This window comes from Pseudomonas sp. BF-RE-22 (assembly GCF_019956155.1).
Classification (GTDB): Bacteria; Pseudomonadota; Gammaproteobacteria; order Pseudomonadales; family Pseudomonadaceae; genus Aquipseudomonas; species Aquipseudomonas migulae.
The window spans coordinates 23,251-45,077 of record NZ_JAHBDD010000044.1; the positions used below are offsets into that span (position 1 = coordinate 23,251).

16 protein-coding genes are annotated in these 21,827 nt (G+C 59.3%); 6 read left to right on the forward strand and 10 right to left on the reverse strand.

All coding sequences use genetic code 11. The features are described 5' to 3' along the window. Positions 1–258: 258 nt before the first annotated feature. Together KGA82_RS20085 and KGA82_RS20090 are read right to left on the reverse strand one after the other, a co-directional pair. Positions 259–651 carry a hypothetical protein gene (locus KGA82_RS20085; protein WP_223452066.1) on the reverse strand — a complete coding sequence of 131 codons (393 nt, stop codon included), beginning with the start codon at positions 649–651 and terminating at the stop codon, positions 259–261. Beyond that, the gene (locus tag KGA82_RS20090) at positions 648–5,525 is read right to left on the reverse strand and encodes an RHS repeat-associated core domain-containing protein (RefSeq protein ID WP_223452074.1); all 4,878 of its coding nucleotides are present in this window, start codon (positions 5,523–5,525) and stop codon (positions 648–650) included. The genes KGA82_RS20085 and KGA82_RS20090 overlap by 4 nt, the downstream gene beginning before the upstream one ends. A gap of 261 nt (positions 5,526–5,786) precedes the next feature. On the opposite strand from KGA82_RS20090, the gene KGA82_RS20095 reads away from it, so the two are divergent. After that, positions 5,787–6,482: an HAD-IA family hydrolase gene (locus KGA82_RS20095; protein WP_008027335.1), complete on the forward strand. Its 696-nt coding sequence runs from the start codon at positions 5,787–5,789 to the stop codon at positions 6,480–6,482. Between the two features lie 156 nt (positions 6,483–6,638). On the opposite strand, the gene KGA82_RS20100 is transcribed toward KGA82_RS20095, so the two are convergent. Next, positions 6,639–7,385: a 3-oxoacyl-ACP reductase family protein gene (locus tag KGA82_RS20100; protein WP_008042294.1), complete on the reverse strand. Its 747-nt coding sequence runs from the start codon at positions 7,383–7,385 to the stop codon at positions 6,639–6,641. A 126-nt stretch (positions 7,386–7,511) separates the two neighbouring features. Between KGA82_RS20100 and KGA82_RS20105 the strand changes: the two genes are divergently transcribed. Next, complete coding sequence (locus KGA82_RS20105) at positions 7,512–8,435, forward strand: LysR family transcriptional regulator (protein WP_008042295.1); 924 nt, start codon at positions 7,512–7,514, stop codon at positions 8,433–8,435. 107 nt (positions 8,436–8,542) lie between these two features. On the opposite strand, the gene KGA82_RS20110 is transcribed toward KGA82_RS20105, so the two are convergent. The 3 genes from KGA82_RS20110 to KGA82_RS20120 all read right to left on the reverse strand — a co-directional run bounded on the left by KGA82_RS20110 (position 8,543) and on the right by KGA82_RS20120 (position 12,170). Next, a complete protein-coding gene (locus KGA82_RS20110) occupies positions 8,543–9,271 on the reverse strand; it encodes an aspartate/glutamate racemase family protein (RefSeq protein ID WP_008027338.1) in 729 nt (242 codons plus the stop codon). A gap of 57 nt (positions 9,272–9,328) precedes the next feature. Beyond that, positions 9,329–10,855 (reverse strand): NCS1 family nucleobase:cation symporter-1, encoded by a 1,527-nt coding sequence (locus KGA82_RS20115; RefSeq protein ID WP_223452075.1) that lies wholly within the window; start codon positions 10,853–10,855, stop codon positions 9,329–9,331. 574 nt (positions 10,856–11,429) lie between these two features. Then, a complete protein-coding gene (locus KGA82_RS20120) occupies positions 11,430–12,170 on the reverse strand; it encodes a phosphoadenylyl-sulfate reductase (RefSeq protein ID WP_008042297.1) in 741 nt (246 codons plus the stop codon). Between the two features lie 173 nt (positions 12,171–12,343). On the opposite strand from KGA82_RS20120, the gene thrH reads away from it, so the two are divergent. Continuing rightward, positions 12,344–12,961 carry a bifunctional phosphoserine phosphatase/homoserine phosphotransferase ThrH gene (gene thrH / locus KGA82_RS20125; protein ID WP_008027341.1) on the forward strand — a complete coding sequence of 206 codons (618 nt, stop codon included), beginning with the start codon at positions 12,344–12,346 and terminating at the stop codon, positions 12,959–12,961. 105 nt (positions 12,962–13,066) lie between these two features. On the opposite strand, the gene pabB is transcribed toward thrH, so the two are convergent. The 4 genes from pabB to KGA82_RS20145 form a co-directional block, all read right to left on the reverse strand. After that, positions 13,067–14,404 (reverse strand): aminodeoxychorismate synthase component I, encoded by a 1,338-nt coding sequence (pabB, locus tag KGA82_RS20130; RefSeq protein ID WP_223452080.1) that lies wholly within the window; start codon positions 14,402–14,404, stop codon positions 13,067–13,069. Positions 14,405–14,621: 217 nt separating this feature from the next. After that, positions 14,622–15,608: an alpha-L-glutamate ligase-like protein gene (locus tag KGA82_RS20135; RefSeq protein WP_008027343.1), complete on the reverse strand. Its 987-nt coding sequence runs from the start codon at positions 15,606–15,608 to the stop codon at positions 14,622–14,624. After that, positions 15,608–17,143: an inactive transglutaminase family protein gene (locus tag KGA82_RS20140; protein ID WP_008042311.1), complete on the reverse strand. Its 1,536-nt coding sequence runs from the start codon at positions 17,141–17,143 to the stop codon at positions 15,608–15,610. Before KGA82_RS20140 ends, KGA82_RS20135 begins: the two co-directional genes overlap by 1 nt. A 5-nt stretch (positions 17,144–17,148) precedes the next feature. Beyond that, positions 17,149–17,685 (reverse strand): ATP-dependent zinc protease, encoded by a 537-nt coding sequence (locus tag KGA82_RS20145; protein WP_008042313.1) that lies wholly within the window; start codon positions 17,683–17,685, stop codon positions 17,149–17,151. Between the two features lie 1,145 nt (positions 17,686–18,830). Here KGA82_RS20145 and KGA82_RS20150 point away from each other — a divergent pair. From KGA82_RS20150 to prpC, 3 genes are all read left to right on the forward strand, one after another. Continuing rightward, positions 18,831–19,550, forward strand: coding sequence for a GntR family transcriptional regulator (locus KGA82_RS20150; RefSeq protein ID WP_177318157.1), 720 nt, complete (start codon positions 18,831–18,833; stop codon positions 19,548–19,550). Beyond that, on the forward strand, positions 19,547–20,437 hold the full coding sequence (prpB, locus tag KGA82_RS20155) for a methylisocitrate lyase (RefSeq protein WP_008027432.1): 891 nt from the start codon (positions 19,547–19,549) through the stop codon (positions 20,435–20,437). Before KGA82_RS20150 ends, prpB begins: the two co-directional genes overlap by 4 nt. A 136-nt stretch (positions 20,438–20,573) precedes the next feature. Beyond that, positions 20,574–21,701, forward strand: a complete 1,128-nt coding sequence (gene prpC / locus KGA82_RS20160; RefSeq protein WP_008027431.1) for a 2-methylcitrate synthase — start codon at positions 20,574–20,576, stop codon at positions 21,699–21,701. Positions 21,702–21,827: the final 126 nt, after the last annotated feature.

Consider the following 21,827-nt stretch of genomic DNA (forward strand, 5'->3'; position numbering starts at 1 on the left):
GTGACAGCAAAACCCGGCCTGGTGCCGGGTTTTTCATTATTGCGAGCGTGACATCGGAACGTTGCCGCTCAACCGATTGTCCCTTCGATCGAACGGTTTCCGTGGCGGTGTCATCAAAACTTCAGGTGTTGTTTTCAATGCCCCTGAGAGGTGCTTTATGAACACTGACACGAAAGATACTGATGTCGATGACACCCCTAGCACCCCATGCTAGTACGCGAGTCAAACTGGTAGAACCTGTAAAGGCGCGCCAGGAGTTTACCCAACAAATGACTCAAGCCAGCGCTTGTAAAAATCACGTTGTTGTTCAATGTCATTTGTAATGTCGGCTACTTCATAATCAAAAATATTGACCAGGTCGTCGGGGCCGGCTGGTTTACCCAATTGAAGCTCATACGCTACTACTCCCGCAGACATTTGCGAAGACATGCTGGATGGGTGCACGTTGAGTTTGGCGCCCTTGCATAAAAACTTTGTTTCCGGGTAGTCCGCTCGCAACATCCCAAAGCAAACATACAGATCAGAGCCTGAGTATGTTTTTCTTACGCCGTTTTCCAAAACTAAAGTTAATGAACGGATTCGTCGGTCGCATTCGATCACTACCTTATTAATGGTGCCCTGAGTATCCGTGGTTATTTCTACTATTTTCATGGCAGCTTTCTGTTTGGGTTGGGAGTTGAGTAACCTTTGTAGGTACCATCGGCGTGCACGGGGGTAACGCCGAGGATGTATTTGCTATCGACTCCACCTGGCATGGCAATTTCAGCCTCACCTTTATGAGGCGAGAGTAAACCTAGCTTTTTGTTCACATCTATCCCTTTGATGTTTTTTATTACGTACACAAAACCGTCTTCAAATCCGTAACCAGTGGCGAATTTTATAGCCTCCTTTTCAGAGGTAGTGGTGCTGACAAAAAAACTGGGAGGGCTTCGGTTGTCGCGTGCGTGCAAGTAAAGATCAATACTGTCTCCCAAAGGCTCAAATCCAGTCTCAAAAATTTCCGAGGATTCCCTCGCGTCTCCTCGGTACAAGTAACGTTTATTAGTTTTTGGGGTTGGGGTTGGGGTGGCAGGCTCTCCTGCATCACGTTTCACTTTCCCCGCCGGATCCTCAACCCCCTCAACCGACCCGCACCCACCCATCCCCGGACAATCACTCAACCCCAACGGATCAACCCACCCCGTGGGGCTCAACACGTACCGATACCCGTTCAGGCCACCGGCCAATCCGACCGGGTCCGGCGTCAGATACCGTCCCACATCCGGCTGGTAATACCGATGCCGGTTGTAGTGCAAGCCTGTTTCCGGGTCGAAGTACTGTCCCTGAAACCGCAGCGGCTGGTCGAGGATCTGGTGGGTGTCCCGGTTGAGGCGGGTGAGGCGGCCGTAGGCGGTGTATTGGGCGGACCAGACGATTTCGCCGCTGTAATCGGTGAGTTCTTGCGGTGTGCCGAGGTGGTCGAGTTGGTAGTAAAACGGGCAGGCGTTGCGCGGGCCTTTGCCGTCGAGCATGGCCAGCGGGCGAAAGCTGCCGGGCTCGTAGACGTAGCTGCGGTAGTGCTCGCGACTGCTTTCGGCGACGAGGTTGTCGCCCTGCCAAAAAAACTCGGTGGTGTTGCCGTCGACGTTTTTGCTGATGCGACGGCCGAAGGCATCGTAGCGGTAGATCGCCTGGCTGCCGTTGGGCAGGGTGATGCCGATCAGGCGATGCTGGCAGTCGTAACGGTACTCGGTGACCAGTTTTTGTGCAGTGCCGCGGCATTCGCGGATCAGGTTGCCGAAGGCGTCGTAATCGTAGTGGCGGTCGCCTTGCATCAGCAGGCGATTGCCTTTGACCATGGCCGGACCGGGGCGGTCCTGCATCAGCAGGTTGCCGGTCGGGTCGTGGGCGAAGTTTTCCGGTTGGTGATCTCGGGAGTGGCGGACGCGGATCAGGCGATCGAGCGAATCGTAGAGGTAGCTGCGCTGACCGTGCCGCGTGTCGGCAATGTGGTCGAGGTTGCCGTTGGAGCTGTAGGCATAGTCGCGGCGATACAGCGGTTGCAGGTTTTGCCGGACAGCGTGGGCGTTCAGTCGACCTTGATTGTCATACTGATAATCGCTGAGCAGCAGGCCCTGTTGACGGTTCTGTTCGCGGCCGGCGAAAAAGGTGTGAGCGGTCAGTCGGGCGCCATTGAGGTCAATGGCCGTCAGCGCGCCACCCTTGGCATGGTGGTAATCGAGTTTGCTGTTGTCGGGCAGGCGCAAGTGGTTGAGCTGGCCACAGGCATCGTAGCCATATCGCAGCGTGCCCCAGCCTTGGTGTTCGGTGACTAGCCGACCCTGTTTGTCGTATTCGAACTCCAGCGGGTGATCGTGACTGTCATCGACGCTGACCAGCCGGCCAAGGCTGTCGTAGCGATATTCGACATTGACACCGTCGGGCAGCGTCTTGACCAGCAGCCGTCCCGTCGAATCACGTTGATAGCCCGTGACCCATTGCGAGCCGTCGTCGCCGAACTCGGTTTTTTTCAGCAACTGTCCATTGAGGTCGTAGGCATACGCGGTGCGTTGGCCATCGAATCCGGTTTCCTGTCGGATCAATCCATTGAGCGTGTAGTCCAGCAGATATTTACCGCCGGACTCATTCTCGATTTCGGTCAGTAATAACCGTGCGTTGTCGTACCGATAAAGCAGTTGTGTGCCATCGGGATTGATCCGGCGGCTGACCAGATGCAGATCATCGACATATTCAAAGCGCGTGGTGCGCCCCAGTTCATCCCGTTCGGCGGTGACCTTGCCGTAGGCGTTGTAGCTGAAGGTGCGACTGGCACCTGTAGGAAGCGTCGTCTGAATCAGTCGTCCTACGGCATCCCATGAGTAGCGAGTGACGGCACCGTGTTCGTCCTGGCGGGTAACCTGCCGGCCCAACGCATCGTAGGAAAAGCGCCGTTGACCGCCACCCGGCAAGGTCTCTTCGATCAGTTGACCCAAGGCATTCCGGACGAACACATGCCGACTGTTGTCCGGAAAGCGGATCGACAGCAGCAGGCCTTTTTCGTCGTGGTGGTAGTGGGTGACATGCCCCTCGGGGTCGGTCGCCTCGATGACCTCACCCTGAGCATTGCGCTGATACTTCCACACGGCGTTGCCGCGATACCGCGCATGCAGGAAACCATTGCGGTATTCGTAGGACGTTGGCTCACCTTCGGGTGGAATCAGGGCAATCAGCCGTCCGACATCGTCATAGCGGTAGCGGGTCATTGCCCCGAGCGGATTCTTTTCGGCAATCAGCCGCCCCTGGCTGTCATAGACATTGAGGTGTTCCGCCCCGTCGGGTTCGACTCTCCGCACCAGGCGTGCCCGGTCGTCGTGCTGGTAAAACGCTTCGCTGCCATCAACGTTTTTAACCTGCACGCCGCCGTTGTCATCCCAGGCATAGCGCGTGTCCATCTGCGAAAACGACGCCCAATGTCGGACGCATCGCGCAGACTTGCCGGACCTTTCCCACTCCCAGAAGAAGCTAGCGCCACCAGCCAATTGCCGCTGCAGGATGACGTGCTGGTCGTCATAGTCGTAACGTTCGCTTTCGCCGGCGGCGTTGCTCGCTTCGATCAAGCGATGACAGGCGTCGTAGCGGTAGGTCACCAGTGTCTGTTCGGTGCGCCAGGTATCTTCGAGGGTGTCGGCGGGATGAAAGCGCTGATACTCGACGGCGGCGAGGTGTCGGCGGTCGTAGCGCAATCGCAGCGAGCGTCCGGCGCCGTTGTCGAGGCGCATGATTCTGTCGGCGTTGTCCCGTTGCACTGTCAGACGGTTGCCATAGGCATCGCTGATTGCTGTCAGTCGACCTGTACGGAAGTGGTAGAAACGCGTCGCTTCGCCTGCCATTGCGAGGATCAGTTCCTCCGGCTCATCCCCCAGGAAAATCGCCGCCCGCGACAGGCTGTTATGAATGTTCGGACGTTCAACCTTGGGCAAAGGGAAGGTCGTACGACGGTTTTCGTGGTCGATCCAGCTAACCTGTTCACCGTCGATTTCCAGCCGATGTGCAAGGGCATGACTCCAGCCAAATCCGAGCCCACAGTCGATTCCGACAGCACTGGTGCGATACACGCGGATGAACTCGAACGGCAACCGCCCATCCAGCGAACCATCGATCAGGGTCAGCAGTTCTTCGCCGGTGACCATCGATACCGGGCAGCCGTTGGTTGTGGTTCTATCCGCTGAATCGACGTTGTCGCCGTTTGGGTTTTGCGCGGGAGCAGGGGCGTCGTCGCGGTGTTCCTGGCGGCTCAGGCGGGTCTTGGCTTCGGACTTGTCACGGGCAAGGGCGACCGGGTTGTTCACCCGCACAATCGGTGATTCACCGGTGGTGATGTGCAACGGAGTCGCCGGCACGGGTTTGAGCGGCACGTTCCGCGCGTTGACCATCAGCGGTTTGAGGGCGCCGGCGTGGCGGGTCAGATCCGATCTGTTCGCAAGCTCAGCCAGGCGCAAGCTTGCTGCGGCCAGCCATTGTCGGGCTCGTTCGGACTTGACCTTGCCCAGCACCTTGGTACTGATGCCGAGTTTCAGGCCTGTAGGACCTGTGAGGCGCACCAGCAGGAAAGCGATGAGTATTTCTGTACGAATTTCCGCGACCACTTCGGCGATGTACTGCGGCGGCAACATCCGCAGCCAACTGGTGAAAGCCGCGAGATGAATGAACATCAGCGGCTCATCACTCAACACCAGCATCACATTGGCGATGGCTTCGGCCGAAGCGTTCAGCAGTGTCTCGAGTTCAACCTCGGTCAGGTATTCAAGAAGTTTTTCACTGTTGGCCTGCAGGTCCGCGATCAGGGCGTAGATCTGCTTCACGTCATCCCACAAACCGTGCAGCGACTTCTCGAATCCGCGCCAGTCGGCCCGTTGCAGCATGCCGTAGCGTTCAGGGAAACCGGCCTCGGAAAACCCCGCCCATAAAGGCTGGAATTCACTCGTCCACTCGTTGCGCAACCAGCCTTCAAGCTCATCGATCACGCTGAGATAGGAAGCATGAAGCGCCTGGACATGAGCGGTGGAAACATTGGGAAAGAACGTGATGCGGTAACGATGACCGCGCCAACACTCAGGGATTTCGAGGATGCCGCTGGGGCCGATGGTGTGATGCACCGGTTCGCCAAAGGTCATCTCGCCGTTGCTCTTTTCAATGATCGGTTCGAGCATCACCGGCGTATCACCAATGGGCACAAAGCGAGCCGCGTCGAACATATGCACGAGGGTCAACGGACCGCTGGCCGGGCATGTGGCGATCGTCGAACTGACGGGGGCGGTGGAATCCCTCGGTGTGCTCAAACGAACGTCGTTGCCGACCTTGAACACTTGCTCGACATCCAGCGCCCATCCTGTCCAGAAGCTTTCCGCCCAGGCCTCGTAGTCATTGAGGCACAGGCGAAAATCGCCGAGCAGAGCTTCAACGTCCGGGTGCTCGGGGTTCATGGCTGCCACCACCAACAGGCCGATGGCGTTGTTCAAGGCCAGGACCTTGTCAGGGTTGAACATTCGCAGTCCCTCGCGCGGATAAATTGGGGTCGCGAGACTTTGCGGGGGATCAAAGAGGAAAGAAGTCGGGAAAGGAGGTGTTTGGTGTAGGGCGAATCGCTAAATCATGCTCAGCGATTCGGCGAAGGTTTTGTCACCGTCGGGAGATTGCCCGTTGCTCTCTGCCGGCCGCGCTCGCTATGCTGCTGAACCCTTTAATCAAATCCCGGAATCAGCTATGCCTGAGCCGACCGGGGTGTCATTAAAAACGGATCAGATGCGATGAATGCACCGCTGAAAGAGTTCGGCCCGATCAAAGCCGTGATTTTCGACATGGACGGCTTGCTGCTGGACACCGAGGGCATTTACACCGAAGTCACGTCGATGATTGCCGAGCGATATGGCCGGACCTTCGACTGGAGCGTCAAACAGAACATCATCGGCCGTGGTGCGGGTGATCTGGCGCGTTATGTGGTTGAAGCGCTGGACCTGCCGATTACCGCCGAGGAGTTCCTGGTGATCCGCGAGCCGCTGATGCGCGAGCGTTTTCCCACTGCGCTGGCGATGCCCGGTGCCGAGGAGCTGGTGCGGCACTTGAAGGCCAACAACATTCCGATCGCGGTGGGCACCAGTTCGTCGCGTCTGTCGTTCGGCCAGAAAACCACGTTGCACCGTGACTGGTTTGCGCTGTTCGACTTCGTTGTGACAGCCGATGACCCGGAAGTCGGTGCGGCCAAACCGGCACCGGACATCTTCCTCACCGCGGCGCGACGCCTGGGCGTGGCGCCCGGGGATTGCCTGGTGTTCGAAGATTCGCCGTTCGGCGTGACTGCGGCGAAAGCGGCGGGGATGACGGCGATTGCGATTCCCGATGCTGCAATGGCCGACGAAAAATACGCACACGCCGATGGCATTCTTCGTACGTTGAAAGCGTTCAAGCCGAGTGCGTGCGGTTTGCCGGCGCTTGAGTGGGCTTAATGCACAAATGTAGGAGCGAGCGGTGCGGCGATCCGACTTGCCCGCGAAGGCGTTGTGTCAATCGACACTGATGTTGACTGACACAACGCCTTCGCGGGCAAGTCGGATCGCCGCACCGCTCGCTCCTACATTTACTTTGCGTTTGACTGGGCCGTATCAGGCGCCGAAACCACCGTCGATGGTCAGGCTGGCACCGGTGATGTAACCGGCTTCCGGGCCTGCAAGGTAGGCGACGAAACTGGCGATTTCTTCAGCTTTACCATAACGACCCACAGCCATCAGCGGGATCAGGCTTTCGGCGAAGTCGCCGCTGGCCGGGTTCATGTCGGTGTCGACCGGGCCCGGTTGCACGTTATTGATGGTGATGCCCCGTGGCCCAAGGTCGCGTGCCAGACCTTTGGTCAGACCGACCAGTGCCGCTTTGCTCATCGCGTACGGGCCACCGCCGGCGAAGGGCATGCGGTCGGCGTTGGTGCTGCCGATGTTGATGATGCGACCGCCTTCGGTCATGTGTTTCGCGGCGGCCTGGGTGGCGATGAACACGCTGCGTACGTTGATCGCCAACGTCTGGTCGAAGTCTTCGAGTTTGAAATCTTCCAGTGGGGCAACGGCCAGCACGCCAGCGTTGTTGACCAGGATGTCCAGGCGACCGAAGGCTTTGACGGTGGCGCTCACCGCATCGCGAATCGCCTCGGCGTCGGCACTGTCAGCCTTGATGGCCAGTGCTTTGCCGCCGTTGGCGGTGAGGCTGTTCTGCAGTTCTTCGGCCTTGGCCGTGGAGCTTACGTAGGTGAAGGCAACCGTCGCGCCTTCAGCGGCCAGGCGTTTGACGATGGCAGCGCCGATGCCGCGGGACCCGCCTTGAATCAAAGCCACTTTGCCGCTGAGGTTCTGAGTAGTCATGTCGATCTCCAAAGTCGCCGTGGCGAGATGCCGCGGTTGATGGAGCCTAGTATTGATTCAGGATTACAGGCTGTGTAGACGGTAATTGCGATAGTCTGTGTAAACCAAAAGTTTATAGTGGCGCTTATGGAAACCTTCAGCAGTATCGAATGCTTCGTGCGCAGCGCCGAAGTCGGCAGCTTTGCCGAGGCCGCGCGACGCCTGAGCCTGACCCCGGCGGCGGTGGGCAAGAGTGTGGCAAAACTTGAGGCGCGGCTCGGTGTGCGGCTGTTTCAGCGCAGCACCCGTAGCCTTACGCTGACCGAGGCCGGTCATCTGTTTCTCGGCGAAGTCAGTTCCAGCCTGCACACGATCCAGAATGCCGTGGCCAATCTCGCGAGCGCCGAAGGACGTCCGGCGGGAACGCTGAAAGTCAGCATGGGCACGGTGTTCGGACGGTTGTATGTGGTGCCGTTGCTGGGCGAGTTTCTGAGGCGGTTTCCGGCAATCAATCCGGACTGGCATTTTGATAACCGCCAGGTCGATCTGATTGCACAAGGGTTCGATGCCGCGATTGGCGGTGGATTCGAGCTGCCGCAGGGCGTGGTCGCGCGCAAGCTGACACCGGCGCATCGGGTGTTGGTGGCGTCAGCCGAATATCTGGCGGGGCGCGAGGTGGTCGTTGAACCGGATGATCTCAAACATCACGACGGGATTCTGATTCGGTCGCCGCAGACGGGGCGAGTGCGCTCCTGGCAATTGACCAGCCGCACCCAGCAACACAGCCCTTTGACGCTAAAGGCGCGGATGACCATGAGCGATTCTGAAGCGGCATGTGCGACAGCGGCTCAGGGGTTGGGGATCGCGTTGGTGAGCATGCCGTTCGCTTCGGGTTATCTGGAAGCCGGGACGTTGCAGCGGGTGTTGCCGGACTGGTTTGTCGACGATGGCAACATTTCCATTTACTACGCTGAGCACAAATTGTTGCCGGGCAAGACGCGGGCGTTTGTGGATTTCATTATTGAGCAGTTTGCGGAGCAGGGGTTGGCGTCGCGGTTTAGTGCGGTTTGAGCAAGGATTGAGACCGAGTCGGCCCTTTCGCGGGCAAGCCTCGCTCCTACAGGGATTGCACGTATTCTGTAGGAGCGAGGCTTGCCCGCGAAAAACGATAACGCGGTCTACCGCCCAAACCGCCCCGGCCAGCCAATGATGTGTTTCGGTCGAGGCGTCGCATACGTCCTTACCTTCGACGTCGACAACCCCAATCGCACCAGCGACTCGGCAATCGTCACCGCCGCCGTCACGCCATCTACGACCGGCACCCCGGTGCGCTGACGAATCTGCTCGTCCAGCCCGGCCATCCCGCCGCAACCGAGGCAAATCACCTCGGCCTTGTCCTCCAGTACTGCCAATTCCGCCTGACGAACAATCGCCTCAAGCGCCCGTTGCGGATCGGATTCCAGCTCCAGCACCGCCAGGCCACTGGCCCGCACGGATGCGCAACGGTCCCACAACCCTGAAAGTTTCAGCCGATCCTCAATCAACGGCACGGTACGGTCCAGCGTGGTGACCACCGAATAGGCATGACCGAGGAACATCGCCGTGCTGGCGGCAGCGTCGGTGATGTCCACCACCGGTACGTTGAGCAGCTCCTGCAACCCTTCGCGACCGTGCTCGCCGTAACCGGCCTGAATCACCGCATCGAAAGGTTGATCGTAGGACATCACTCGATCCATCACGGCGATGGCAGCCAGGTAGCTTTCGAAATTGCCTTCGATGGAGTCGGCGCCGAAGTGCGGTGTCAGGCCGATGATTTCGGTGCCTGGCGCGGCCACGGCTTGAGCCGAACGGGCGATGGCCTGGGTAATGGATTCGGTGGTGTTGACGTTGACCACGAGAATTCGCATGGAAAGTCCTTATAGCGGGGTGGTTCTGCGGCCCGACGGTGCCGGGCCGTCATGGGGTTAATGGCTGACGTTATCGACCGCGATGGCTTCGCCGCTGACATCCGCGTAGTGCGGCTGTCGCTTGGCGATGATCAGGTACAGCATCCCGGCGATCCCGGCACCGATCAGCCAGGAGAACGGCGATACGAGATGGAAACCCGGTACCAGCGCCAGGACGATGGCGATCAGCGCTGCAGGAATGAACGCCGCCACCGCACGTAAATTGACGCCTCGGCTGTAGTAATAAGCGCCGTCGGGATCTTCGCTGTACAACTGCGGCACGTTGATCTGACCTTTTCGTACAAGCCAGTAGTCGACCATGATCACCCCGTACAACGGGCCGAGCAGGGCGCCGAGGCCGGACAGGAAATACACGATCACCAACGGGCTGTTGTAGAGGTTCCACGGCAGGATCAGCACGGCGATGGTCGCGCTGATCAGCCCGGCGCGGCGGAAGGTCAGGTATTTCGGTGCCAGGTTGCTCAGCACGAAGGCCGGGGCGACGAAGTTGGCCATGATGTTCACCGCCACGGTGACGATGAGGAAGGCCAGGCAACCGAGGACCAGGAAGACGGTATTGGGGATCGACGCGATGATTTCCGTCGGGCTTTCGATGATCCGGCCATTGATCTGAAATTGCGCACCGCAGAGCAGGACGGTGATGCCGGCGAACACCAGAATATTCACCGGCAGGCCCCAGAAATTTCCAACCTTGATCGTCTTGCGGCACGGCGAAGAGCGCGCGAAGTCGCAGAAGTTGAGGATCAGCGTGCCGTAGATCGCCAGCCACAACGCGCCACCGGCAAAAATGTTGCGCCACATCTCGCCGCCAGTGAGCGGCTCACGGATCGACCACGCGATGGTCGCGTTGGCCTGGGTGTACATCCAGGCGGCCAGGGCGGCGACGGTCAGCAGAATCACCGGACCGGCGAACGCTTCATAGCGCCGCACCATCTCCATGCCGTAGGCAAGAATCGCCAGTTGTACCAGCCAGATCGCGACGAAACACACCCAGCCCAGGCTCGACAGACCGAGTATCGAGTTGTGGTCGTAGTCGGCGAATCCCGGATGCACCGCCGTCAGCAGCACGCGAAACACCACCGAGGCGAGGTACGTCTGAATACCGAACCAGGCGATGGCGATAACGGCGCGGATCAATGCAGGAATTTGCGCCCCATGGATACCGAAACTGATCCGGCTGATGACCGGAAACGGCACACCGGTTTTCTGGCCCATGTAGCCGGAGAGGTTCATGAAGCAATACACCAGCGCCGCGCCGATCCCGAGCGACAACAGAATCTGCCAGCCGCCCAGACCTAACGCATACAGTCCGATGGCGAAGGAGTAGTTGGCGATGTTGTGAACGTCGTTGGTCCATAGGGCAAAAATGCTGTAACGGCCCCAGCGCCGGCCTTCGGCCTTGGTCGGTGCCAGGTCTTTGTTGTGCAGGCGCGGGCTGAGCACCACGGGGTCTTGAAACGTTTGCACGGGGGAAGAGGAGGGCAGATCCAGCGCGATGTTGTTATTGGAGAGGCTAGTACGCATTCCGGCAGGCTCCGAGCTTGGCGTCGCGATGACTGTGCATGAGCGTGGGCTCGACAAATCTTCGTCGCGGACAACAAGCATCATTGGTTACGGGGCATCTGCAGCCTGTACGGGATAGGGCGCTTCAGGCTTGCGGATCTAAAGTGTGTGTATGTTTTTATATGATTGTATACAAAACATGTATGCACTTAAGCCAGATCCATGCCAGTCAGCGATCTATAAAATTCACCGGTAATTTCGTTTTGTTATCTGTAATTGGTAAGTGACTGAAATAAAGACGATATAAATTGACCGATTGAACAGGTATTTATTTTTCGTCTGGATTTGCGGAGGTGTGAACGAGGGAATGTCAGGCGGGATGAATGTAACTTTTCAGGGCGCAGAAACGAAAAGTGCACACATAAATGGCACCTATGGTGACATTCGTGTGTACACATCTATTCAGATCAGTCACGAAACCTGTAGGAGCCGGCTTGCTGGCGATTGCGATCTTTCAGTCAATGCAGCTGTGACTGACACACCGCTATCGCCAGCAAGCCGGCTCCTACAGGGATTTCGTCAGGTCTGTATGGGATCAGGCTTTTGACTTGCTGATGATATTCCCCGCATGCAACCCGCATTCTTTCTGCGTCGCCTCTTCCCACCACCAGCGACCTTCACGCTCGTGCTGGTTCGGCAGCACCGGGCGGGTGCACGGTTCGCAGCCGATGCTGATGAAGCCGCGTTCATGCAGGCTGTTGTACGGCAGCTCGAGCATGCGGATGTAGCCCCAGATCTCTTCGCTGGTCATTTGCGCCAGCGGATTGAATTTGTACAGGGTGCGTTCCGGGGTGGAGAAGGCCGTGTCGATTTCCAGCACCGCGACGGCGCTGCGGGTGCCAGGGCTCTGGTCCCGACGCTGGCCGGTGGCCCAGGCGGTCACGCCCGAAAGCTTGCGGCGCAACGGCTCGATCTTGCGGATACCGCAGCACTCGCCATGGCCGTCCTTGTAGAAGCTGAACAGGCCTTTTTCCTTCACGAACGGTTCGAGTTTCGTGTAGTCCGGCGACACCAGCTCGATGTCGATCTTGTAGTGCTCGCGCACTTGATCGATGAAGCGGTAGGTCTCGGGGTGCAGGCGGCCGGTGTCGAGGCTGAACACTTTGACGTTCTTGTTCAGCTTCCAGGCCATGTCTACCAGCACCACGTCTTCGGCGCCGCTGAAAGATATCCACAGGTCATCGCCGAACTCGGCAAACGCGAGTTTCAGGATGTCCTGGGCGGATTTGTTGGCATAGGTCGTGGCGAGTTCCACGACATCGAACGATGGGCTCATCAGGGCGGCTTCCTACAGGTCGGTGGCGCTGGGCGCTCTATATGGCCTTGATGGTAACAAAATCCTGCAACCACTGGCGCGCCCTCTGCGTTGCGCAGGTCAGTGCGAGTCGCTAGAGTTCGGCAGTCCTTTTGCTCGCTCGACTCAATAATCAATACAAATGGGAGTGTCTTGTGGAAATTGCCTGTCTGGATCTTGAAGGTGTGCTGGTCCCGGAAATCTGGATCGCCTTCGCCGAAAAAACCGGAATCGAATCCCTCAGGGCCACCACTCGGGATATTCCCGACTACGACGTGCTGATGAAGCAGCGCCTGCGGATTCTCGATGAGCATGGCCTGAAACTCACCGACATCCAGGAAGTGATCGCCACGTTGAAGCCGCTGGACGGCGCCATCGAGTTCGTCAACTGGCTGCGTGAGCGCTTTCAGGTGGTGATTCTTTCGGACACGTTCTACGAGTTTTCCCAACCGCTGATGCGCCAACTGGGTTTCCCGACCTTGCTCTGCCATCGCCTGATCACCGACGATGCCGGGCGGGTGACGAGCTATCAGTTGCGTCAGAAAGATCCGAAACGTCAGTCGGTTCTGGCGTTCAAGAGTCTTTATTATCGGGTGATTGCGGCGGGGGATTCCTACAACGACACCACGATGCTGGGCGAGGCGGATGCGGGGATTCTGTTCCATGCGCCGGATAACGTGATTCGCGAGTTCCCGCAATTCCCGGCGGTGCATACGTTTGAGGACTTGAAGCAGGAGTTCATCAAGGCTTCGAATCGCGCCCTCAGCCTGTAAATCCACACCCTGTAGGAGCGAGCCTGCTCGCGATGGTCGTCAACGATAACGCGTGCTGTCTGGAACAATGCGTTGCCTGGGCGTTTTTCGCGAGCAGGCTCGCTCCTACAGGTTTTGCAGGGTATCGAGCAACACCTTCACCTTGGTGATCGACTCCTGATACTCGGCCTGCCACTGCGAATCCGCAACGATCCCGCCGCCGCCCCAGCAACACACCTGCCCATCCTTGACCAGCAAGCTGCGAATCGCGATTGAACTGTCCATCTCGCCGCGCACATCCAGATACAGCAACGAACCGCAGTACAAACCGCGTCGGGTCGGCTCCAGTTCATCAATGATCTGCATCGCGCGAATCTTCGGCGCCCCGGTAATCGAACCGCCGGGGAAGCTGCCAGCGATCAGGTCCAGCGCATCCCGGTCATCCGCCAGTTCACCGGTTACGCTGCTCACTAGATGATGCACATTCGGATAGCTTTCGAGACTGAACAACTCCGGCACCCGCACCGAGCCAATGCGGCACGTACGGCCGAGGTCATTGCGCAGCAGGTCGACGATCATCAGGTTTTCTGCGCGATCCTTGGGGCTGGCCAGGAGTTCGGCGGCGTTCGCCGCATCTTCCGCTGCGTTCTGGCCACGAGGGCGAGTGCCCTTGATCGGTCGGGTCTCCACGTGGCGGTCGTTGACTTTGACGAAGCGCTCCGGCGACAGGCTCAGCACTGCGCCACCGTCGGGCAGGCGCTGGAAGCCGGAGAATGGCGTCGGGCACGCCGCGCGCAACGCGCAGTACGCGGCCCACGGATCACCTTGGCACTTGGCGCGGAAGCGTTGGGCAAAGTTGACCTGGTAGCAGTCACCGGCCTGAATGTATTGCTGGATACGTTCTATCGCCTGGCGATAGTCATCGGCGCTCAGGTCGGCGTTCATCGGTGCCTTGAGCTTGAACGATTCGATCGTTTCAGCCACGGGATGACTGAACAGCGTGATCAGGCGTTGGCGTTCGCTGTCGATCAGCGACGGGTGGAACACCAGCTGACTGGTCATCCGTTGGTGATCGCTGATCAGAGCCCAGTCGTAGAGCCCGAAACGCGCATCCGGCAATTGCAGATCGTCCTGTGCCTGGCTCGGCAGGCTTTCCAGGTGACGGCCGAAATCGTAGCTCAGGTAGCCGATCAGGCCACCGGCGAAGGGCAGGTCAGGTGCCAGCGCCGCCTCACCGAGTCGTGTCAGATTGTCGCGAAGGCGTTGCAGGAAATCGCCACCGCTTTCGTCAGGCATTACCGCCAGTTGTTCCAGTGGCCAGGCACTGAGCAGGTCATAACGCCCGCGATCAGCCGTTGGCCGGCCACTGTCGAGCAGCACGGCGCCGGGGGCATGACGGATCGCCGCGAAGTACTCGGCGGGGTTGGCGCGATAGGGCAGCGGATGTACGGAACAGGTCAGCATGGGCGGGGCAGATCAGCCATCGAGGCGGGGGTGGCGATTGTAGTCCCCTCGGGGAATTGCTCCTAGAGGGGATGTCGGGGATTGGCAGATTGGGGGTAGGGTTGAATGGTTTGGTGACTGTGAGTAAGTCTTCGCGGGCAAGCCACGCTCCTACAGGGTTAGTGCAAAACCTGTAGGAGCGAGGCTTGCCCGCGAAAGGGCGCGACTCGGTCCCGGATCAACCCTCAACCGCAGGAATATGCCCGAACATCTCCTGCACAAACGCCATGCGTTCCTCGACGGTCTCGGTAATCCCGCGTGCTTTCAACTCTTCCAGCCGCGCCTCGACCGCATGGGTGCGCAACGTCAGGCCGCAATCGTTGGCGATCTGGATGTTCAACCCCGGCCGGGCATTCAGCTCAAGAATCAGCGGCCCTTTCTCCTGGTCCAGCACCATGTCGACCCCGATGTAACCCAGTCCGCACAGCTCGTAACAGCCGGCCGCGAGTTTCATGAAGCCGTCCCAGTAGGGCAGTTGCACACCGTCCACCGCGTTGGTGGTATCCGGGTGCTTGGCGATGATGTTGTTCAGCCAGGTGCCGCGCAGGGTCAGGCCGGTGGCGAGGTCGACGCCGACGCCGATGGCGCCCTGGTGAAGGTTGGCCTTGCCGCCGGACTGGCGCGTCGGCAAGCGCAACATCGCCATGACCGGATAGCCCATCAACACGATGATGCGAATGTCCGGCACGCCTTCGTAGCTGATGCTTTTGAAGATCTGGTCGGGGATCACGCGGTATTCGATCAGTGCACGGTCACGATGGCCGCCCAGCGAATACAGGCCGGTGAGGATGCTGGAGACATGGTGCTCGATTTCCTCATGGCTGATGATCTTGCCGGACACCGTGCGATAACGCCCCTCGAAGCGGTCGGCAATGACAATGATGCCGTCGCCACCGGCGCCCTGGGCCGGTTTGATCACGAAATCGCTGCGCCCGCCGATGATTTCGTCGAGGTTGTCGATTTCCTTCTCGGTGGAAATCACGCCATACAGTTCCGGCACATGAATGCCGGCGGCGATGGCGCGCTCCTTGGTGATGATCTTGTCATCGACAATCGGGTACAGGCTGCGCTTGTTGTACTTGAGCACGTAGTCCGCGTTGCGCCGATTGATCCCCATGATGCCCCGGGCTTCCAGGGCTTTCCAGGTCTTCCAGAAGCCGAACATCAGGCGTCAGCCTTCTTCAGGAAAGCCTTGAAACGCACCAGTTCGGTCAGGCGGTAGCCGCGATAACGACCCATCGCCAGCATGAAGCCCACCAGGATCAGCAGGATTGCCGGGAAGGTGAACACGAAGTAAACCAGCTCCGGCACGCTCATGATCAGGTGCGCCAGGGACGCAGCGAACAACGTGCCGATAGCCACTTTCATCGCATGCCCGGAGCCGCGTTCTTCCCAGGTGATCGACAGGCGTTCGATGGTCATGGTCAGAATCACCATCGGGAACAGCGCCACGGACAACCCGCGTTCCAGGCCCAGCTTGTGGCTGAACAGGCTGATCGCCGCGATTAGCACCACTACGAAGGTCAGCACCACCGACAACCTCGGCAGCATTTGCAGCTTCAGGTGTTCAAGGTAGGAGCGCAACGACAGCCCCAGCGCCGTGATGATGGTGAACAGCACGATGCCGAACCCGAGCTGGGTTTCGCGGAAGGCGAGGGCGATCAGCACCGGGGTAAAGGTGCCGAGGGTCTGCAAGCCGATCAGGTTGCGCAGGATCAGGATCACCAGCACGCCGATCGGGATCATCACCATGATCATGAAAGTCTGCTGGGTTTGCAGCGGCAGGCCGTACAGCGAGTATTCGAGGAAATTGGCGTCGGTATTTTCGTCGGTCAGCTTGGCCAGGCGAATGGCGTTCATTTCGCTGTTGTTCATGCTGAAGGTGACGGTGGCTTTCTTGCCGCCATCGACGGTGATCAGGTTTTCGTCACCGGTCCACCACAACAGACGGTCGGTCGGCAGGCCTTGCTCGCCGGTTTCCGGGTTGAAATACAGCCAGTCGGTGCCGTTGAAGCTGCGCAGCCAGAGTTCCGGGGTTTGCGGCTGGTCGGCCACGAGGCGGATGGTGTGGACCTTTTCCACCGGCACGTGGGCGATGGACAGGACCAGTTCAACGATTTTGGCCTTGTGCCCGCTGGACGGATCGCCGCCCAGCAACAGCTTCACGTTGTCGTCGTTGACGTTGTTGACCCGCTTGATCGCTTCGCCGATGAAGGTTTCGACGTCAGCCGAGTGCTGGCGGATCGGCGCGAGCAAGGCTTCAGCGGCAACTTTTTCCGCGCCTTCGACGGCGATGCTGTCGCGGAAGGTCGGGCCTTTGACCTTGGATTTTTCACCGGTGTAGCGCTTGGTCAGCACCAGACGGTAATAAAGGGTCTGGTTGCCTTTGGCCCGGCGTGCCGACCAGGTCACCTTGCGGTTACCGTCGATACGGTTCACGGCCACGCCATAATTATTGGAGATGAAGCTTTCGTTGAGGCTGACGAAATCACGGCTCAGCGGTGGCACGAACATCTGGATCTTGACCGGGTCTTTGGCACTGGCGACGAACTCGACCTTGGCGTCGATGTTCCACAAGTCGTCGGTGGCGTCTTCGGTCACGGGAATGCCGAGCACGAAGATCTGATAGGCCGTAACTGAAATGCCCAGCACCACCAGGATGGCGATCAGCATTTTCAGATGGAGGGTAAGAGAGCGCATTGGAATTACTCTGCGGTATGAGCGTCGGTGGCGCAGGCGGGTTTGCCAGCAGCGTATTTAAGACTGGGGTCGACCAGCGCATCAAAGCGCTTGAGCGCTTCGGAGCCGATCAGGAGCGGGTATTGGAAAGCGCTGCGGTCGGTAAGGTTCACTTCGATACTGCGTAACGCCGAGCCCATGCAGATATCCAGCTCGATCACCGGACGGGCGGTGTACTTCTTGCCTTCTTCCGGATCGTAGTCGCCGGCACGGCGCTTGATCTTGCTGACGCGGGCCAGTGGTCGTTCGATCGGGTGCGAGTGCGCGGCGTCGATCGCCAGATAGAAGCGCACCCAGGACTCGCCGTTGCGTTTGAAGCGTTTGATGTCGCGGGCACTCAGGGAGGCGGTTTTCGCCCCGGTGTCGAGTTTGGCCGCGACTTCCAGATTGATGCCGTCCAGCGAGGCGTACTCGTTGAGGCCGTACACGGTTTTTTCCCCCGCCGCGGCGACACCGGGCAGGCAAAGCAGATAAAGGAAGGTGGGGAAGGGCTTGAGTCTCATAAATCCTGGTGCGCAGCGGTCCGTGTTTCGATTCAAGGCCCTGGCATCGCTGCGCAAGCTCCCTCGTATGCCTATCAACTATTTGTGACAGTTCGTGCAGATGTCACAAACAAATGCGGGCGGCATTCTAGCACGGTGGTTTTATGGCGCCAGCGCTGGGCTCTTGGGTTTGGTGTTTGGGTGATGGGGGGGATATCCGTTATTTGGGTGATGGCGGGGATTGGTTTCGCCCTTACGGCGAGTCACTTTCGAAAAGCGCGAAAGTAACCAAAGCGCTCTTGCCCCTTTCGTTCGGTGCCTCGCTGTGGCTCGGCATGCCCTCGCTCCGGTCCTGCTCCGTGGGCCCGCCGCCATCGGCCATCCTTGGCCGTGCGCGGCTAACCCGGCATCCATGCCGGGTTACCCACTGCGCAGAACCTGCGCTCGGCCTCTCGAGGGGGCGACTACCGCCACAGCCGCCGAGGCGGCCTGAAAGCCGACCTGGCTCTTTGGTGTACGCGTTGTCCTTCTCTGATGCGTTCACTCATTCCCGACATGTACACCAATCCCCTGTAGGAGCCGGCTTGCTGGCGATGGACGTAAACGATGACGCGGGCTGTCTGGATGAGCGCGGGTGTCTGGGCGTTTTTTGCCGGCAAGCCGGCTCCTACAGGGAATCGTGTGTGCTTTTGATTTTCACCACTCATCAGGCCGAGCGTTAGCTCGCCTTCCGCTTTTGATCTGAGCGCCCCCTCGAGAGGCCGAGTGGAGGTTCTGCGCAGTGGGCAACCCGGTATGGATGCCGGGTTAGCCGCCCCCGGCCATGGATGGCCGATGGCGGCGGGCCCACGGAGCAGGACCGGAGCGAGGGTATGCCGAGCCATAGCGAGGCACCGAACGAAAGGGGCAAGAGCCCTTGGTTACTTGGGGCTCTTCCAAGTGACTCGCTGTAAAAGCGAAACCATAAGCAGCCGTGACCGCAGTAACGGATATGTACACCATCAAAAAAACCACAGCCTGACACAAAGCCTTCGCGAGCAAGCTTCGCTCCTACAAAAAGCAGATAGGTTATTAGACGATTGTCGACAATACCTATTTATCCTTTGACTATTACCCTGCTATTCGCTAGTTTTTGCCGCATCAGCTTTCAAGGTGTCGACAATATGCTGGATCAACTCGATCCCCCAGTCATAGCCCAAGACGATTCGGAAACACTTTCCGAGAACGTTTTCCGGCGCATTCAGGCGGCCATCGTCAAGGGCGAGATCGCCCCGGGCAGCAAAATCTCCGAGCCGGAACTGGCGCGCACCTACGGCATCAGCCGCGGTCCGCTGCGCGAAGCGATCCACCGCCTGGAAGGCCAGCGCCTGCTGGTTCGCGTGCCGCACGTCGGCGCACGAGTGGTCTCCCTGAGCCATGCCGAGCTGCTGGAACTCTACGAAATCCGCGAATCCCTCGAAGGCATGGCCTGTCGCCTGGCCGCCGAACGCATGACGGTCGAAGAAATCGACGAACTGCGCCGGGTCCTCGAAACCCACGAGCGCGACGCCGCGTTTCAGGCCGGTGTCGGCTACTACCAGCAGGAAGGCGATTTCGACTTCCACTACCGAATCATCCAGGGCAGCGGCAACCGCACCCTGACGCAGATGCTCTGCGGCGAGCTTTATCAACTGGTGCGCATGTACCGCATCCAGTTTTCCACCACGCCCAATCGCCCGCGCCAGGCCTTTGCCGAGCACCACCGGATTCTCGATGCCATCGCCGACCGTGACGGTGAACTGGCCGAGTTGTTGATGCGCCGTCACATCGGCGCCTCCAAACGCAATATCGCCCGTCACTACCAGGACGGCGCTAACCCGACAGCCACAGAACGAGGTGAGTCATGAGTTCCAACAAGAGCACTCCAGGCCAGCGTTTCCGCGATGCGGTCGCCAGCGAACATCCGCTGCAAGTGGTCGGCGCGATCAACGCCAACCACGCGTTGCTGGCCAAGCGCGCCGGTTTCAAGGCTATTTACCTGTCGGGCGGCGGCGTTGCTGCCGGCTCCCTCGGCGTGCCGGACCTGGGCATCACCGGCCTGGACGACGTGCTGACCGACGTACGCCGCATCACCGACGTCTGCGACCTGCCGTTGCTGGTGGACGTGGACACCGGTTTCGGTTCCTCGGCGTTCAACGTCGCCCGTACCGTGAAGTCGATGATCAAGTTCGGCGCGGCGGCGATTCACATCGAAGACCAGGTCGGCGCCAAGCGCTGCGGTCACCGTCCTAACAAAGAAATCGTTTCGCAGCAGGAAATGGTCGACCGCATCAAAGCGGCTGTTGATGCGCGCACCGATGACAGCTTCGTGATCATGGCCCGCACCGACGCCCTGGCCGTTGAAGGCCTGGAATCCGCCCTGGATCGCGCTGCAGCGTGCATCGAGGCCGGAGCCGACATGATCTTCCCGGAAGCCATCACCGAACTGGAGATGTACAAGCTGTTCGCCAGCCGTGTGAAAGCGCCGATCCTGGCCAACATCACCGAATTCGGCGCGACGCCGCTGTACACCACCGAGCAGTTGGCCGGTGCCGATGTGTCGCTGGTGCTATACCCATTGTCCGCGTTCCGCGCCATGAACAAGGCCGCGGAAAACGTCTACACCGCGATCCGCCGCGACGGTACGCAACAGAACGTGATCGACACCATGCAGACGCGCATGGAGCTTTACGATCGCATCGACTACCACACGTTCGAGCAGAAGCTCGATGCGTTGTTCGCTGCTAAAAAGTAATGAAAGCCCTGTAGGAGCGAAGCTTGCTCGCGAAGACGGACTGACATTCAAAATCAATGTCGTCTGAGACACCGCTTTCGCGAGCAAGCTTCGCTCCCACAAGTTTCCCTAACAAATTCAAAAACTGGAGACAGCAATGGCCGAAGCAAAAGTACTCAGTGGCGCCGGGCTCCGTGGCCAGGTTGCCGGGCAAACCGCACTGTCCACCGTGGGCCAGTCGGGCGCAGGCCTGACCTATCGCGGCTACGACGTTCGCGAACTGGCGGCTGACGCCCAATTCGAAGAAGTGGCCTACCTGCTGCTGTACGGCGAACTGCCGACCCAGGCGCAACTCGCCGCTTACGTGAGCAAACTCGGCAAGCTGCGCGACCTGCCGCAAGCGCTGAAAGAAGTGCTGGAACGCATCCCCGCCGACGCCCACCCGATGGACGTGATGCGCACCGGTTGCTCGTTCCTGGGCAACATCGAGCCGGAGAAGGATTTCTCCGAGCAGCACGACAAAACCGACCGTCTGCTGGCCGCGTTCCCGGCGATCATGTGCTACTGGTATCGCTTCAGCCACGACGGCAAACGCATCAGTTGCGTGAGCGACGAGCCCTCCATCGGCGGCCACTTCCTGCACCTGCTGCACGACAAGAAACCGAGCGAGCTGCACGTCAAAGTGATGAACGTTTCGCTGATCCTCTACGCGGAACACGAATTCAACGCCTCGACCTTCACCGCACGGGTGTGTGCATCGACTTTGTCCGACCTGTTCTCCTGCATCACCGCCGCCATCGGCTCCCTGCGCGGTCCGCTGCACGGCGGCGCCAACGAAGCGGCGATGGAAATGATCGAGCGCTTCAAATCGCCGGAAGAGGCGATCAAAGGCACCCTCGGCATGCTTGAGCGCAAGGACAAGATCATGGGCTTCGGTCACGCGATCTATAAGGACAACGATCCGCGCAACGAGGTGATCAAGGGTTGGTCGAAGAAGCTCGCTGAAGAGGTGGGTGACACTGTCTTGTTCCCGGTTTCCGAAGCCATCGACAAGACCATGTGGGAGCAGAAAAAACTGTTCCCCAACGCCGACTTCTACCATGCGTCGACGTACCACTTCATGGGCATCCCGACCAAGTTGTTCACGCCGATTTTCGTCTGCTCGCGCCTGACCGGCTGGGCGGCGCATGTGTTCGAACAGCGTGCCAACAACCGCATCATCCGCCCGAGCGCCGAATACACCGGCGTCGAACAGCGCAAGTTCGTGCCAATCGAACAACGCTGAATGGTGGGGGCGGGCACCGAGCCGTGAACCTTGTAGGAGCGAAGCTTGCTCGCGAAGGCGGTCTGACATTCCAAATCAATGTCGACTGATACACCGCTTTCGCGAGCAAGCTTCGCTCCTACAGAG

What these genes read in the sequence shown, in the direction of transcription:
- KGA82_RS20085 (WP_223452066.1), bottom strand. Translation starts at nt 651, where the DNA reads ATGAAAATAGTAGAAATAACCACGGATACTCAGGGCACCATTAATAAG.
- KGA82_RS20090 (WP_223452074.1), bottom strand. Translation starts at nt 5,525, where the DNA reads ATGTTCAACCCTGACAAGGTCCTGGCCTTGAACAACGCCATCGGCCTG.
- KGA82_RS20095 (WP_008027335.1), top strand. Translation starts at nt 5,787, where the DNA reads ATGAATGCACCGCTGAAAGAGTTCGGCCCGATCAAAGCCGTGATTTTC.
- KGA82_RS20100 (WP_008042294.1), bottom strand. Translation starts at nt 7,385, where the DNA reads ATGACTACTCAGAACCTCAGCGGCAAAGTGGCTTTGATTCAAGGCGGG.
- KGA82_RS20105 (WP_008042295.1), top strand. Translation starts at nt 7,512, where the DNA reads ATGGAAACCTTCAGCAGTATCGAATGCTTCGTGCGCAGCGCCGAAGTC.
- KGA82_RS20110 (WP_008027338.1), bottom strand. Translation starts at nt 9,271, where the DNA reads ATGCGAATTCTCGTGGTCAACGTCAACACCACCGAATCCATTACCCAG.
- KGA82_RS20115 (WP_223452075.1), bottom strand. Translation starts at nt 10,855, where the DNA reads ATGCGTACTAGCCTCTCCAATAACAACATCGCGCTGGATCTGCCCTCC.
- KGA82_RS20120 (WP_008042297.1), bottom strand. Translation starts at nt 12,170, where the DNA reads ATGAGCCCATCGTTCGATGTCGTGGAACTCGCCACGACCTATGCCAAC.
- pabB (WP_223452080.1), bottom strand. Translation starts at nt 14,404, where the DNA reads ATGCTGACCTGTTCCGTACATCCGCTGCCCTATCGCGCCAACCCCGCC.
- KGA82_RS20135 (WP_008027343.1), bottom strand. Translation starts at nt 15,608, where the DNA reads ATGTTCGGCTTCTGGAAGACCTGGAAAGCCCTGGAAGCCCGGGGCATC.
- KGA82_RS20140 (WP_008042311.1), bottom strand. Translation starts at nt 17,143, where the DNA reads ATGCGCTCTCTTACCCTCCATCTGAAAATGCTGATCGCCATCCTGGTG.
- KGA82_RS20145 (WP_008042313.1), bottom strand. Translation starts at nt 17,685, where the DNA reads ATGAGACTCAAGCCCTTCCCCACCTTCCTTTATCTGCTTTGCCTGCCC.
- prpB (WP_008027432.1), top strand. Translation starts at nt 19,547, where the DNA reads ATGAGTTCCAACAAGAGCACTCCAGGCCAGCGTTTCCGCGATGCGGTC.
- prpC (WP_008027431.1), top strand. Translation starts at nt 20,574, where the DNA reads ATGGCCGAAGCAAAAGTACTCAGTGGCGCCGGGCTCCGTGGCCAGGTT.